This window comes from Tistrella mobilis KA081020-065 (genome assembly GCF_000264455.2).
GTDB classification, from domain to species: Bacteria; Pseudomonadota; Alphaproteobacteria; order Tistrellales; family Tistrellaceae; genus Tistrella; species Tistrella mobilis.
Map to the genome: position 1 here is coordinate 3,837,788 of NC_017956.1, position 15,040 is coordinate 3,852,827.

The following is a 15,040-nucleotide window of genomic DNA, read 5'->3' on the forward strand; positions in this document are numbered from 1 at the left end:
GGAACGGGAGGTGCGTCATGCAAAATGACAGACCCGCAGCTCGGGTATGCCGGCCGCGGCTCCTGCGCCGGCACAAACCCGTTTCCGCTCGCACACGATGTGGTCGGAGCCCTTGATAGTCAACAGTTTTCCGGGATGTGGCGGTCAGTTCCGCCCGGTCGGCCGACCCTCTGGCGCCATACGTTCCAGAAGCTGCAACACTTCGCCTGATGCGCTGGTCAGCCGGTCCAGGGCCGCCAGGGCATCGCGCGGCCGACCGGCCGCCATCGCCCTTGCCGCCTCGCGGCCGTGGTCGTGGACGGCCGCATGCGGCTTTTCCAGAGCACGGAAAGTTGCGTCTCCCCTCCAGGCGGCAGACTGGTCACCGTAATACCAGCGGCCCAGCCGGCAGGAATGGTGATCGGTCAGTTCCCTTTCCGACAGCTTCGCCCGGCCGGTCGCCATTGCGGCCAGACGCTTCTTCCACAGGGCGTGATCGGCCTTGGCCAGACGCACGACCTGATCCGGGAAATGCCGGCCGGCCAGTGCCTGCAGCGCCGGGGCGATGCGGCCTTCCAGATGGTCGAGGGCGTCGGCCACGGCTTCGATGCCGGCGCGGTTGTCGGCACCAAGGCCTGCCAGGGCCGCAATGTCGCCGGCCAGACGGTCGGATGCCACACCCTGGCTGTCGATCTCGCCGGCGATCTCGGCCATCTGGCGCGAAACATCGGCAATGCCGCGGCCCAGGGCCTCGATCTCGCGGCCGAGCCCGTCGATCGCGGCCCGGCCTTCGGCGGCACCGCGGGCACCATCGCCCATCACCGCCACGATCGCGGCCATCTCGCTGCGCAGCCCATCGATGCGCGAGCGGATGTCGTCGGTGGCGGCAGCGGTCTGTTGTGCCAGGTTCTTCACTTCCGATGCCACGACCGCGAAGCCCTTGCCGGCCTCACCGGCCCGGGCGGCCTCGATGGTCGCATTCAACGCCAGCAGGCGGGTCTGACGGGCGATCGCCTCGATCGAACCGACGATGGCATCGATCTGTTCGGATGCCGCCGCCAGGGCGTCCACCCGGCCGGCCGCCGCGGTGACGCCGTCGGCGAGCGTCGCGACCGACCGGGCCGAGGCACGCAGCTGGCGCACGCCGGCCTCCGCCTGTTCATTGGCGACGGCCGCCGCTTCTGCGGCCCGGCGCCCGCCCTCGCGCACCCGGTTGCCGCTGGCGGCAAGTTCGGCCACGGCCGAGGCGGCGCCGGCGGTGCGCGCCTCCAGGTCGCGGGCGGCCGCGACGGCATGCACCACGCCCACACTGGCTTCGGCCGAGTCGATGCACGCACCGACGATGCGATCGGTGTCTTCACGGGCCTGCTCGGCAAGCCGGGCGCCGAGGCGGAGAATGGCCAGGCCCAGCGGGTCGTTCGCCGTGGGGGGCGTGGTGTCATAGCGGCCCTGGGTCAGGGCGTCGACATAGGCGATCAGCGCGTCGCCGGCAGAGGTGCCTGCGGCCAGGGGGGCGTTCACGATGGGGGTCTCCGGTCGGTGTCAGCCGCGCAAGGCGGTCTTGAGCGCATCGATGGAACGGGCGACGGCGTCGCGCGCCTGATCGAGCGCGCCCGCGGTGTTGATGAAACCGTGCAGCATGCCGGGATAGACCCGGTGTTCGACCGTGACACCCGCCCGGCTGAGCGCCTCGGCATAGGCCTGGCCTTCATCGGCAAGCGGGTCGCACCCGGCGGTGACGATCAGCGCCGGCGGCAGGCCACGGTGATCCGTGGCCCTGAGCGGCGAGGCCCGCCAGTCGACGGCCGCCGCCCGGTCGGGCAGGTACTGGTCCAGGAACCAGGTGATGGTGGCGTCGTCGAGCAGATACCCCTGGGCGAAATCGTCGCGCGACGGGTGACGATGGGCGAGGTCGGTGGCCGGATAGACCAGCCATTGCAGCCGGGGCAGGTGCATGCCGTCGTCCCGGGCCGTGAGTGCTACCACCGCCGACAGGTTGCCGCCGGCGCTGTCGCCGCCGATCGCGAGGCGTTCGGGATCGATGCCGAAGCGGGCGGCTGCCCCGGGCAGGGCGGCCCAGGCGGCGATCGCGTCGTCGACCGCAGCCGGGAAGGGATGTTCGGGCGCCAGACGATAATCCAGCGAGATGACCGCAATGCCGGCCGCCGCCGCGATATGGCGGCAGAGCCGGTCATAGGCGTTCAGGCTGCCGATGGTCCAGCCACCGCCGTGAATGTAAAGCAGGGCCGGCAGGGGAGCCGCATCGGGATCGAGGGCCGCCGGCCGGTAGAGCCGGACCGGCAGATCGATGCCCTCAGGCCCGGGCAGGGTGTGATCCTCGACCACCGGCAGTTCCGCCCGGGGCAGATCCAGCAGCACCACCACCTCGTCGAACATCCGGCGTGCCGCCTCTACCCCCATCTTCGGATAGGGATCGCGGCCGGACGCCTTGACCAGATCCAGGATCCAGGCCGCCTGGGGATCGGGGGTGCGATTGCGGGTGCTGCTCATGCGGGCGGGGTCTCCATCGGTCACCGGGTGCGGCGGGGCCGCGGCAACAGTTTTGCGCCGGAGACGGGTCGGGATCAACGGCAACCTTGGCGGACATGTGCTCACTTCGCCGCGGCGGCTTCGGCCTCGGCGACGGTTGGGGTGGCATCGACATGCGCAAGCACAAGATCGGCAAGACGATCGTAATCCCCGTCGAAATGATGGCCGCCCGGCAGGGGAATCACCGTCGCATGGCCGGTGAGTTTGGGGCAGGCCGAGACATCGGTCTCGTCGGTTCCGTAAACGCAGACGATCGGCGGATGGGCGAGTGCCAGCGCGGGCGCCACCACATCGGTCGATTCCTTGTGCGGCTCGTCCAGAAGCCAGTCGCCCGGATGCACCTCCCAGTTCGCCCAGGTGTTTGAGGTGAGCATCACCGCCAGAACCGAGCGGTCGATCAGATCCCCGGGCAGCCGGGCTGCGACATCGGGCAGGATGCCGGCGCCGAAAGAAAAGCCGATCAGGATCAACCGGTCGCGCTTCCAGCGGGCCATCCGATCGGTGATCGGCGGCGCCAGATCGCGGGCCACCTCGTCGGGGGTGCGGCGGGTCCAGAAATAATGCAGCGCATCGACGCCGAGCACGGCGACGCCGCGGGCTTCCAGGCGGGCGGCGAGATCGCGATCGAGATCGGCCCAGCCGCCATCGCCCGAGATGATCACCGCCAGATCCCGGGCATGGGGACCATGTGCGCCGTCGGCCGGTTCGTCGATCAGCCAGTCGGCACGGATCGTATCGTGTTCGGGTTCCTGCGCGGCGCCGCCATGGACGGCGCAGAGCAGGACCAGCACTGCAAGATGCGCCACCCGGCGCAGCGACCGCCAGATCATCGTCCGATGACCCCTTTGATGCCGCCCGAGATGAGTGCGACGACGTCGAGCCCGACCTGCGGCAGGGCGGTGCCGCCAGGCGAGGCGAGGTAGCGCGGCCGCCAGTCGGGCAGGAATTTCTGCTTGAAGCGGCGCAGTCCCTGGAAGTTGTAGATGCCCTCGCCGTGTTCGTAGATGAAGGTGCCGACCCGGCTCCAGGCCGAGGCGAGCGGGTTGTCGGGCAGGCCGGCGAGGGGGGTCATGCCCAGCGAGAAGTACTTCCAGCCGGCATCACGGGCGTGGAGCATGATCTCCACCATCATGTAGTCCATGATTCCATAGCCCGCATCGGGCAGATGGCGCATCAGATCGAGCGCCATTTCCTCGTGCCCGGCCGACGGCCAGAGATTGGCGAAGGCGACGATCCGGCCGTTCTGGCGGACGACTGCGATCGGGCAGCGGTTCAGATAGGCGGGCTCGAACCGGCCGAGCGAGAAGCGCTTCTCGCGTGCCTGACGCTGCTCCATCCAGACATCCGAGACCTTGCGCAGTTCGGGCATCAGCAGCCGCGCCTCGCCCGGGGCCAGCATCTCGAAACTGGCGCCGTCCTTGATCGCGCGGCGATGGGCATAGCGCAGCTCCGCCCGCGGCTTGCCTTCGAGCGAGAACTGCGCGAGCGGCACCACCGCCTCCTCGCCGAGCTTCACGATCCTGAGGCCCAGATCGAGATAGAGCGGCAGGGCCTCGGCCGAGACCTGGTAGAAGACCGGGATCGCGCCATGGGCATCGCAGAGTTCGCGGAACATCCAGGCGACATTGGCCCAGGCATGGCGCGGCCCGACCGGGTCGCCCATGGCGACCAGCGAGCGGCCCGAGGCGGCATACATCACAAAAGCGTCGCCGCATTCCGAGAAGATGAAGCTCTTGTCGCCGGTGAAGGCGAGCTGGGCGGCGCTGGAGGTGGAGGTCGCGACGATCCGTTCGGCCTGAACCAGGTCTTCCTCGGTCGGGGGGCCGGGGCGGGCACGGACGGGGGCGAAGAGGCGGGCGGCGAACAGCACCAGCCCGAGCGCCAGCACCGCGACCGTCGCCCGAAGACTGCGCGGTGCCTCGGCTTCGAGCGCAAAGGTGAACAGGCCCTGGGAGAACAGGGCTTCGTGACGGAACGAGAACCAGGCGAGCCAGGCGGCCGCCCCCACCATCATGGCGAGCGCGCCCACCCAGGCCGGGGTCATCGGCTGGCGCAGCAGCGAGCCGCGGCGATAGAAGGCCCGACGCGCGAGGACCAGAAGGCCCGTCACCACGGCAAGCAGGATCGCCTCTTCCCAGTCCCACCCCTTGAGCAGCGACAGGACGGCGCCCAGGCCCGAAAGAATGGTGGCGGCCATCCAGGCGGCGTCCACGCGGCGGGCGAGGCCGCGGGCGATCACCAGCAGCAGCAGGCCGACCACGCCGCTGGCCAGATGCGAGGCTTCCACCACGACCAGCGGCAGGCCGTCCAGCAGATCGAGCCGGCCGGTGGCGGCGGGGGTCGCGGCCGAGGCGAGCAGAACGGCGCCGGAAGCGATGGCGAGCAGGGCAAAGGCAATGGGCGCGATCTGGGCCGCACCGGCCCCGGCCCGACGGATCGCCGGCGCCATGCGCCCGGCCGCCCGGCCGGCCTCGGCGAGCGCGATCAGGGTGGCGGCCAGGATCAGCGGCACCAGGTTGTAGACGAAACGATAGACGACCAGCGCGCCCAGCACTTCCGGTGCCGGCACGCCGGGCAGGAAGAGCAGGACGATGCCTTCGAACACGCCGAGCCCCGCCGGGACATGGGCCAGCACGCCCGCCACGATCGCGACCACATAGAGGCCCAGGAAGGCCGGGAAAGACAGCGGCAGGTCTGCCGGCAGCAGCACCCAGAGCACCGCACCGGCAGCAATCAGATCGCCGATCGCGAGCAGGGTCTGGCCGATCGTGACCGGCAGGGCCGGCACGGCGATCCGCCAGCTGCGGACATGGATGCCGGCCCCCCGCGCGGATGCCGTGGCATAGATCAGAAAGACCGCCAGCGCCAGAATGCCGGTCAGATGGACCACGGTTTCAGGCAGGTTGAGCGCGGCTGCGACCCTGGTCCCTTCGAACAGCCCGGCAAGCCCGCCCAGGGTGACGGCGCCCAGCGTGAAGGCGGTGGCGCAGAACACCATCAACTTCGCCACGGCGGCGGGCGGCACGCCGGCATTGCCATAGACGCGCAGCCGGACGGAGGTACCGGTCAGGGCGGCAAAACCGGCCGTATGGCTGATCGCCTGGGCGCAGAAGGCGGCAAAGGCGATGCGCGGGAACGGCACCCGGATCCCCGAGGATCTGAGCGCCAGCGCATCGAAGCCGATAAGCATCAGGAAGGACAGCGCCGTCAGCCCGCAGCCGGCGGCGACGTCGATCATGCCGACATTGCCGATTGCGGCGCGGATGTCCTCGAAGGACATGGTCCGGGTTTCGTAATGGATCACCCAGAGCGCCAGTCCGAACACGGCGAACATCGCGATCGCTGCGGCCGGCCGCAGGATCTGGGGTGCCAGCAACCGTGCCAAACGTCCTTGCCCGTTCATCCCGTTCCTCGTCGCTGGACCAGCCAGATGCGAACATTCCTCTACCCGTCCGGGCCGGACGGGATGAAGGAACGACACTATCCGGCCGTCTGCGCGGGGGGACAAGCGACAAGAAGACCGGCCCTTCGGGCAGGCCCGCCCGTCGGGATCATCGATCCCGACGGGATACGCCATCCGTGGTTAAGAAATCTTCCGCGTGGGATCGGGTTCCGCAGATGAGCCTCAGGAGGCGCCGGCCACCAGCGGGCAGCCGCCTTCGGACATCGGCCGGACGACCTGTTCGGCCGGAATGCGGTTCAGCACAGTGTAATAGTCCCAGGGGGCCTTGGACTCGGCCGGCGATTTGACCTGCACCAGGAACAGGTCCTTCATCATCCGCCCGTCGGCGCGGACATGGGCGCCTTCGCCGAAGAAGTCGTCGACCGGCAGCTCCTTGAGTTTCTTCGACACCGCCATCGCCTCGTCGGTGCCGGCCGCCTGGATGGCCTTGAGGTAGGAGAGGGTGGCGCTGTAGACGCCGGCATGGTTGTGCGTGGGGGCCTTGTCGGTCTTCATCGCCGCCCGCCAGCGACCGGTGTAGTCGCGCGAGGCATCATTCCGGTCCCAATAGAACGGGGTCACCACCTGCAGGCCCTGCGCGGCTTCCAGACCCAGCGCATGGACGTTCAGGATATAGAAGGTGGTGCCGGCCAGCTTCTGCCCGCCCGCGACCAGGCCGAATTCGGCGGCCTGTTTGATGGTGTTGGTGGTGTCGCCGCCGGCATTCAGCAGGGCGATGATCTTCGCCCCCGATGCCTGAGCCTGCAACACGAAGGAGCTGTAATCGGTGTTGCCGACCGGATGGCGTACCTGGCCCAGCACCTTGCCGCCGGCCGCGGTGATCACCCGGGTGAGCTGCGCTTCCATGGCATGGCCGAAGGCATAATCGGCGGTGATGAAGAACCAGCTGTCATTGCCGGCTTCGACCGAGGCCTTGCCGATGGCATTGGCGATGGCCGTGGTGTCGTAATTCCACAGAAAGCCGGTGGGCGAGCAGCGCGGGCCGAAAAGCGCATCCGAGGCCGAGCTGACATGCATGACCACGCGCCGGCCCGCGGTCAGATCCTGCACCGCGAGCGAGACCGCCGAGTTGCCGAAGTCGATGATCATGTCGACGCCTTCGGTATCCACCCAGCGCCGGGCGAGAGAGACGCCGAGATCAGGCTTGTTCTGATGGTCGCCCGAGATCACCTCGATCGGCTTGCCGAGCACGGTGGGGCCGAAATCCTCGACCGCGAGCCGGGCGGCGGCGACCGAGCCTTCCCCGCCGAAATCGGCATAGGCACCGCTGCGGTCGTTCATGACCGCAATCCGGACCACATCGTCGGAAACCTGCGCCTGACCGGCCGCAGGGAACAGCATCAGAGCGGCCGCAGCGATCGCGGTCCTCCAGCGAGACGTCATGGATGTCCTCCCCAGGACGATGGGTTCCGGCGCGAAACCAGGGGCCCGCGCGTGCCACCGGAGCCGCCGGTCCGAGTGGATGGCGGTTCTTTATTCTAACTGTTGTTAGATTATTTACTCACGGGTAAGGTATATGCTCATGGGTTCAGGCGTCAAGTATCCCTGCAACGAAAACCGCGGGACCGCATCTGCGGCCAAGAAAACAGCGCCCTGATCAGGCAGAATGCCGGAAGGAACCCGGTTGTCTTCCCTGCATCGCAGCAATCTATTGCGTTGCATCATGAAAAATGCACCGGAGCCCGGTGCGGCGACACGAAGAAAGACCAGGGTGGGCGTCACGAATCCACCCGCTCCAGGGAGGTTCACGTGAACGGACTTATGCAGGACATGCCGCTGCTGATCTCGTCGATCATCGAGCATGCGGCGCGGGCCCATGGCGCCACGGAAATCGTCACCCGCACCAATGAAGGCCCGATCCTCCGCACCAGCTATGGCGAGGTCGCAGCCCGGGCACGGCAGGTGGCCAATGCTCTGGCGGCACTTGGCATCGCCGAGGGCGACCGGGTTGCGACACTTGCCTGGAACACCCATCGCCACTACGAACTCTATTTCGGCGTTTCGGGTTCGGGCGCGGTCCTGCACACGGTCAATCCGCGGCTGTTCCGCGATCAGGTCGCCTTCATCATGAACCATGCCGACGACCGGGTGGTGTTCGTCGACCTGAACCTGGTGTCGGTTGCGGAAAGCGTCGCCGCCGATCTGCCCGGCGTGACCCATTGGGTGATCCTGACCGACGACGCCCATATGCCCGAGACCAGCTTGCCCGGTGCGCTCTGCTACGAGACGCTGATCGCCGCCCAGCCCACGGAGTATGACTGGCCGCAGCTGGATGAGAACGCGGCCGCAGTGCTCTGCTATACCTCGGGCACGACCGGCAATCCCAAGGGCGTGCTCTACAGCCACCGCTCCACCGTGCTGCACGGGTTGATCAGCTGTTCGGTCGACAGCACCATCGCAGCGTCTGCGGCAGAGACGATCCTGGTTCTGGTGCCGCTGTTCCACGCCAATGCCTGGGGCGTGCCCTATGCTGCGGCCATGGCCGGGTCGAAGCTGGTCTTCCCCGCCTCGAAACTCGACCCTGCGAGCATCGTGGAGCTGATCAACGGCGAGGGCGTCACGGTCAGTGGCGGCGTTCCCACGGTGTGGGTGACCTATCTTCAGCATCTGGACCAGCACCCCGAGGACCGGCCGACCCGGCTGAAGCGGGTCTTCGTGGGGGGCAGTGCCCTGCCGCGCGCGCTGATGGAACGCTTCGATCGCGAGCTCGGCGTGACCATGATTCATGCCTGGGGCATGACCGAGACCAGCCCGATCGTGACCGTGGCCCTGCCGCTGGCCAAGCATGAGGGGCTGGACGAAGAGGCGCTGCGCAGCCTGCGCCTGACCCAGGGCCGGCCGGTCTATGGCACCGAGGTCCGGATCGTCGACGAGGCGGGCACACCGGTTGCCCATGACGGCCGGACGCCCGGCAACGTCCAGGTTCGTGGACCCTGGATCGTGAAGGGCTATTTCGGCCGCGACGAGCTGGCGGTCGACGATCGGAACTGGTTCCCGACCGGCGATGTCGGCACCATCGATGCCGACGGCTATCTGCGCCTCACCGACCGGACCAAGGATGTCATCAAGTCGGGCGGCGAATGGATCAGCTCGATCGAGATCGAGAACGAGGCCGTGTCCCATCCGGGCGTGCTGGAGGCGGCGGTGATCGGCGTGCCGCATCCGCGCTGGCAGGAACGGCCGCTGCTGATCGTCACCCCGCGGGCGGGCGCGGAGCTGACGCGCGAGCAGGTGCTGGCCCATCTGGAGCCGCGCATCGCGCGCTGGTGGATGCCCGACGACGTGGTGGTGCTGGATGAACTGCCCCACACCGCCACCGGCAAGATCTGGAAGATCAAGCTGCGGGAGGCCTTCAAAGACTACAGGCTGCCGACGGCCTGATCGCCTTCCGCCCCGTCGCCTTCCCCGGGGGCCTCTCCCCGCGCCTCGCGCCGGAGCCGGTAGACCAGCTCCAGCGCGGCGCGGGGGGTGAGATCGTCGGGGTCGAGGGCGGCAAGACGGGCCTGAAGCGCCAGCGCCGCCTCGGCTTCCGGATCGGGCTCCGGTGCCGCCGGCGCCGGCGGCGGTTCCGGCAGGCGGAGGCTCGCGAACAGCGGCAGATCGTCGGCGAGTTTTGCGGCCGGAGAGCCGGCCTCGCCACGCTCGATCTGGCCCAGCACGGCCTCGGCCCGGCGGATCACCCGCTTGGGCAGGCCGGCGAGCCGGGCGACATGGATGCCATAGGACCGGTCGGCGGCACCGGCGGCCACCTCGTGCAGGAACACCACCTCGCCCTGCCATTCCTTGATCCGCATGGTATGGCAGGACAATCGGTCGAGCCGGGCCGAAAGGGCGGTGAGCTCATGATAATGGGTGGCGAACAGCCCGCGGCAGCGGTTGACGTCGTGCAGATGCTCCACCACCGCCCAGGCGATCGACAGACCGTCCCAGGTGGAGGTGCCGCGGCCGATTTCGTCCAGGATCACCAGCGCCCGGGGACCGGCATGATTGAGGATCGTCGCGGTCTCGACCATCTCGACCATGAAAGTGGACCGGCCGCGGGCAAGGTCGTCGGCCGCACCCACACGGCTGAACAGCCGGTCGACCACGCCGATCCGGGCGCGGGTCGCCGGCACGAAGCTGCCGGCCTGGGCCATGACCGCGATCAGGGCGTTCTGGCGCAGAAAGGTACTCTTGCCGGCCATGTTGGGGCCGGTCAGCAGCCAGAGCCCGGGCCCGCCGTCACCCACGGGCTGTCCGTCAGGCCCCCCCAGATCGCAATCATTGGCGACGAAGCGGCCGCCGCCGCTCGCCTCCACGAAGGCTTCGACCACCGGATGGCGGCCGCCTTCGATCGCGAAGGCCGTGCTGCGGTCGATGTCGGGGCGGACATAGTTGCGGGCGCGGGCAAGTTCGGCGAGCGCGGCCGAGACGTCGATCACCGCCAGGGCCGCTGCGGCCGCGGCGATCCCATCGGCGGCCGCGACGACCTCGGCGGTCAGCTGTTCGAAGGCCTGAAGCTCGGCGGCGAGCGCCTGATCGGCGGCGCGGGTGAGGCGGGTTTCCAGCTCGCCGAGTTCGACGGTGGTGAAGCGCACCGCGTTGGCGAGCGTCTGGCGGTGGATGAAGCCGTCGCGCCCGGCCAGCTTGTCGGCATGGGCAGGGGTGACCTCGATGAAAAAGCCCAGCACGTTGTTGTGCTTGACCTTGAGCGAGGTGATGCCGGTGTCGCGGCGGCATTCGCCTTCAAGCGCCGCGATATGGCGCCGGCCTTCGGTGGCAAGCGAGCGCAGTTCGTCGAGCGCCGGATCGAACTGACGGGCGATGAAGCCGCCATCGCGGGCGAGCAGCGGCGGTTCGGCCTCGATGGCGGTGCGCAGCCGATGGGCCAGCGCGCCATGAGAGCCGAGGGCGGCAAGGCCCCGGCCCAGTTCCTCGGGCAGGTCGCCGAACCCCTTGCCGTCTTCAAGAAGCCGGTCGCGGATCTCGCCGGCCCGGAAAAGACCGTCGCCGATGGCGCGCAGGTCGCGGGGGCCGCCGCGGCCGAGCGACAGCCGCTGCAGGGCGCGCTCCAGATCGGGCATGCCGCCCAGCAGGTCGCGCAGCTCTTCCGAGAGCAGGTCGTCGTCGAGCAGATGGGCGACCGCATCCAGCCGGGCGCCGATCGCCTCCGGGTCGGTCAGCGGCGCCGACAGCCGGCGGGCGAGCAGCCGGGCACCGCCGCCGGTGACCGTCAGATCCATCAGCCCCAGCAGGCTGCCGCGACGCTCGCCGGCCATGGTCTGGACGATTTCGAGGCTGCGGCGCGTGGCCGGATCGATCGCCATCACCGTCTCCACCCCCTCGCGCCGGGGCGGCGACAGATGCGGCACGCGGCCCTTCTGGGTGAGGGTGACGTAATCGATGAGCGCGCCGCAGGCGGCGGCCTCGGCGCGGCTTTCGATGCCGAAGGCGTCGAGGGCGCCGACCCCGTAATGCTCCATCACCCGCTTCGTCGCGGCGCCCGGGTCGAAAAGGGCGGTGGGTTGCGGGGTGAGGGCGGGGCCGAGTTCGGCCAGGGCGGCCGCGATCTCGGGTCGTTCCAGCAGCCGGTCGGCGACCACCAGTTCGCAGGGCTCCAGCCGCGCAAGCTCGGCCGCCAGCGCCGCCATCTCGATGCCGGTCACCGCAAACTCGCCGGTCGAGACATCGACCCAGGCCAGCGCCAGACGATTGTCGGCCCGGGCGAGGGCGACCAGATTGTTCGATCGCCGGGCATCGAGCAGCGTGTCTTCGACGATGGTGCCCGGGGTGACGACGCGCACCACCTCGCGCCGGACCAGGGCCTTGTACCCGCGCTGGCGCCGGGCCTCGGCCGGATCCTCGGTCTGCTCGCAGATCGCCACCCTGTGGCCGGCGCGGATCAGCCGCGACAGGTAGTGCTCGGCCGCATGCACCGGCACGCCGGCCATGGGGATGTCCTCCCCCTTGTGCTGGCCGCGGCGGGTGAGGGTGATGTCCAGCGTGCGCGCCGCCTCGATCGCATCGTCGAAGAACAGCTCGTAGAAATCGCCCATGCGATAGAACAGCAGGCAGCCCGGATGCTCGCGTTTGACCGCCAGATACTGGGCCATCATCGGCGTGGCACCGGCGATCTCGTCGTCGGCCGCTGCGTCGGGGCGCTCGTCGGGGGTCCGCTGGCGGGATCTGGTCATCGGGCAGCTCGGCAGAAGGGGGTTGGCCGCAAGGGCGCAGGCGGGCCGGCCGACCCTAGCGCGAGAGCCCGGCACCCGACAAGGGCCGCTACCGGCCCCCCGCGTCCGGGGCGGGTTTCACCCGTCGACACATGGACCGGCTTCGGCTATAAAAAAACGGACAACCGCGACCTTTTGGAATAATGCGACCGGAAGCCGATGATTTATAAAACTGTATGACCCATCGGCGGTGCCCTCTCTGCCGATGGCGGCGGAGACGGAGAACGGTGCCCGCGGCCCCCTGCCTGCACGGCATGTGGCCCCAATCATGTCGCGCGACGATCTCTTGAAATTTCGTTACAGTGTCTGCCTTTCGTGACCCGCGCAAGGGTTGCGGCCGTTTTGCGGCCTGGGGGGCGGGCCGTCGTCTTGACCTCAGAGAAGATCAAAAACCCGAAGGGCTACCCGGATGGATGGCGAGAAGTATTACGTGACCGAGCAGGAGGCGCTGGAGTTCCACCAGGGCGACCGGCCGGGCAAGCTGTCGATCACGCCGACCAAGGCGCTGATGACCCAGCGCGACCTGTCGCTCGCCTACAGCCCCGGCGTCGCCTGGCCGTGCCTGCACATCAACAAGGACGAGAACAAGGCCTACGACTACACGTCGAAGGGCAATATGGTCGCCGTCATCTCGAACGGCACCGCGGTTCTCGGCCTCGGCAATCTGGGGGCGCTCGCCTCCAAGCCGGTGATGGAGGGCAAGGCCGTCCTGTTCAAGAAGTTCGCGGATATCGATGCGGTCGACATCGAGGTCTCGACCGAGGACGTCGAGGAATTCGTGAACTGCGTGCGCTTCCTGGGCCCCACCTGGGGCGGCATCAATCTGGAAGACATCCGCGCCCCGGAATGCTTCATCATCGAACAGCGCCTGCGCGAGCTGCTGGACGTGCCCGTCTTCCATGACGACCAGCACGGCACCGCGATCATCGCGGCGGCGGGGCTGATCAACGCGCTCGACATCACCGGCAAGTCGCTGCGCGACATCCGCATGGTGGTGAACGGCGCCGGCGCGGCCGGTATCGCCTGCCTGGAACTGGTCAAGGCCATGGGCATGCCGCATGAGAACGCCATCCTCTGCGACACCAGGGGCGTGATCTACAAGGGCCGCGAGCAGGGCATGAACCAGTGGAAGTCGGCGCATGCGGTGGAAACCGATGCCCGCACCCTGGCCGATGCCCTGAAGGGCGCCGACGTCGCGTTCGGCCTGTCGGCCAAGGGCGCCTTCACCCCTGAAATGCTGGCCTCGATGGCGCCGAAGCCGATCATCTTCGCCATGGCCAATCCGGACCCCGAGATCACCCCGGAAGAGGTCGCCCAGGTCCGCGACGACGCCATCGTCGCCACCGGCCGGTCGGATTATCCGAACCAGGTCAACAACGTGCTGGGCTTCCCCTACATCTTCCGCGGCGCGCTGGATGTGCGGGCGACCGAGATCAACGAGCAGATGAAGATCGCGGCCGCCTATGCGATCGCGAGTCTGGCGCGCGAGGACGTGCCCGACGAAGTCGCCCGTGCCTATCGCAACCGCCGCATGCAGTACGGCCCCGACTACATCATCCCGGCGCCGTTCGATCCGCGGCTGATGTCGACCGTGCCGGTGGCGGTGGCCAAGGCCGCGACCTCGACCGGCGTCGCCCGCAAGCCGCTGGTCGATGCGCCCCGCTATGTCCGTGCTCTCCGCGCCCGGCTCGACCCCACCGCCGACAGCCTGGAGCGGCTGATCGAGCGGGTGCACGAGAACCCGAAGCGGGTCGTCTTTGCCGAGGGCGAGGAAGAGCAGACCATCCGCGCCGCCATCCAGTGGGCCAAGTCGGGCCTGGGCAAGCCGGTGCTGATCGGCCGCGAGGAGCGGATCAAGGCCAGCATGCTGCGCCTTGGCCTGGGCGATGGTACCGATCTCGATATCGACATCCACAACGCCCGGCTGTCGGAAAAGAACAAGGTCTATGCCGACTTCCTGTACAAGCGCCTGCAGCGCCGCGGCTATCTCTACCGCGACGTCCAACGCCTGGTGAACCAGGACCGCAACGTTTTCGGTGCCTGCATGGTGGCCTGTGGTGACGGCGACGCCCTGATCACCGGCCTGACCCGCAACTACTGGGTCGCGCTCGAGAACGTGCAGCTGGTGATCGATCCCGAGCCGGACGAGACCCTGATCGGCCTGTCGGTGATGGTCAGCCGCGGCCGCACCATCGTCATCGCCGACACCACCGTGAACGAGCTGCCCGAGGCCGAGGCCCTGGCTGATATCGCCATGCAGGCGGCGGCATCGGCGAAGCGTTTCGGGCTGGAGCCGCGGGTGGCGCTGCTGTCCTACAGCAATTTCGGCAACCCCCACCGCGAGAAGGCCGACCGTATCCGTGCGGCCTGCCGGATCCTGGAGGAGCGCGGGGTCGGCTTCGAGTTCGACGGCGAGATGTCGGCCGATGTGGCGCTGGATGAAGAGCTGATGCAGCGCTACTACCCGTTCTCGCGCCTGACCGGGCCGGCCAATGTGCTGGTCATGCCCGGCCTGCACAGCGCCAACATCTCGGCCATGCTGCTGCAGAAGCTGGGCGGCGGTGTGCAGATCGGCCCGATCCTGCGCGGCATGTCGAAGCCGGTGCAGATCGTGCAGATGGGCGCGACCGTGGCCGAGATGGTGAACATCGCGGCCGTGGCCGCCCATGACGCCATCCTCGACCAGGAGGAGAAGACCGGTCGCTGATCGCGGTCGCTCTCCCTCTTTCGCGGTTCGCCTCTGCCTCTTTGCGACGCGCGTGTCCCCGGGGATGCGCGCGTCGTAAAACTTTCATGTCCAGGTCGCTTGACCGCCCGCCGGGCTCGGGCAGTCTGG

The 15,040-nt window shown here is 68.6% G+C and carries 8 protein-coding genes; 2 read left to right on the forward strand and 6 right to left on the reverse strand.

Annotated elements, in window-relative coordinates:
* Positions 1 to 144 precede the first annotated feature (144 nt).
* From TMO_RS17595 to TMO_RS17615, 5 genes are all read right to left on the reverse strand, one after another.
* Complete coding sequence (locus TMO_RS17595; RefSeq protein WP_014747010.1) at positions 145 to 1,500, reverse strand: methyl-accepting chemotaxis protein; 1,356 nt, start codon at positions 1,498 to 1,500, stop codon at positions 145 to 147.
* A 21-nt stretch (positions 1,501 to 1,521) separates the two neighbouring features.
* Entirely contained in the window at positions 1,522 to 2,490 is a 969-nt protein-coding gene (locus TMO_RS17600; protein WP_014747011.1) for an alpha/beta hydrolase, read from the reverse strand.
* 101 nt (positions 2,491 to 2,591) lie between these two features.
* Positions 2,592 to 3,359: a virulence protein gene (locus TMO_RS17605; RefSeq protein WP_014747012.1), complete on the reverse strand. Its 768-nt coding sequence runs from the start codon at positions 3,357 to 3,359 to the stop codon at positions 2,592 to 2,594.
* A complete protein-coding gene (gene mprF / locus TMO_RS17610) occupies positions 3,356 to 5,905 on the reverse strand; it encodes a bifunctional lysylphosphatidylglycerol flippase/synthetase MprF (RefSeq protein WP_014747013.1) in 2,550 nt (849 codons plus the stop codon). The genes TMO_RS17605 and mprF overlap by 4 nt, the downstream gene beginning before the upstream one ends.
* Before the next feature lie 249 nt (positions 5,906 to 6,154).
* Entirely contained in the window at positions 6,155 to 7,375 is a 1,221-nt protein-coding gene (locus TMO_RS17615) for an ABC transporter substrate-binding protein (RefSeq protein WP_014747014.1), read from the reverse strand.
* 366 nt (positions 7,376 to 7,741) lie between these two features.
* Here TMO_RS17615 and TMO_RS17620 point away from each other — a divergent pair, with 366 nt between their 5' ends.
* Positions 7,742 to 9,373 (forward strand): long-chain-fatty-acid--CoA ligase, encoded by a 1,632-nt coding sequence (locus tag TMO_RS17620; protein WP_041605093.1) that lies wholly within the window; start codon positions 7,742 to 7,744, stop codon positions 9,371 to 9,373.
* Here TMO_RS17620 and mutS read toward each other — a convergent pair.
* The gene (gene mutS / locus TMO_RS17625; RefSeq protein WP_014747016.1) at positions 9,352 to 12,165 is read right to left on the reverse strand and encodes a DNA mismatch repair protein MutS; all 2,814 of its coding nucleotides are present in this window, start codon (positions 12,163 to 12,165) and stop codon (positions 9,352 to 9,354) included. The two genes, TMO_RS17620 and mutS, sit on opposite strands and share 22 nt — an antisense overlap.
* A gap of 448 nt (positions 12,166 to 12,613) precedes the next feature.
* Between mutS and TMO_RS17630 the strand changes: the two genes are divergently transcribed.
* Positions 12,614 to 14,911: an NADP-dependent malic enzyme gene (locus tag TMO_RS17630; RefSeq protein ID WP_014747017.1), complete on the forward strand. Its 2,298-nt coding sequence runs from the start codon at positions 12,614 to 12,616 to the stop codon at positions 14,909 to 14,911.
* Positions 14,912 to 15,040 lie beyond the last annotated feature (129 nt).

Bases quoted from the DNA above. Each gene is read 5' to 3' on its own strand.
- TMO_RS17600 (WP_014747011.1), bottom strand. From the start codon at position 2,490: ATGAGCAGCACCCGCAATCGCACCCCCGATCCCCAGGCGGCCTGGATC.
- TMO_RS17605 (WP_014747012.1), bottom strand. From the start codon at position 3,359: ATGATCTGGCGGTCGCTGCGCCGGGTGGCGCATCTTGCAGTGCTGGTC.
- TMO_RS17615 (WP_014747014.1), bottom strand. From the start codon at position 7,375: ATGACGTCTCGCTGGAGGACCGCGATCGCTGCGGCCGCTCTGATGCTG.
- mutS (WP_014747016.1), bottom strand. From the start codon at position 12,165: ATGACCAGATCCCGCCAGCGGACCCCCGACGAGCGCCCCGACGCAGCG.
- TMO_RS17630 (WP_014747017.1), top strand. From the start codon at position 12,614: ATGGATGGCGAGAAGTATTACGTGACCGAGCAGGAGGCGCTGGAGTTC.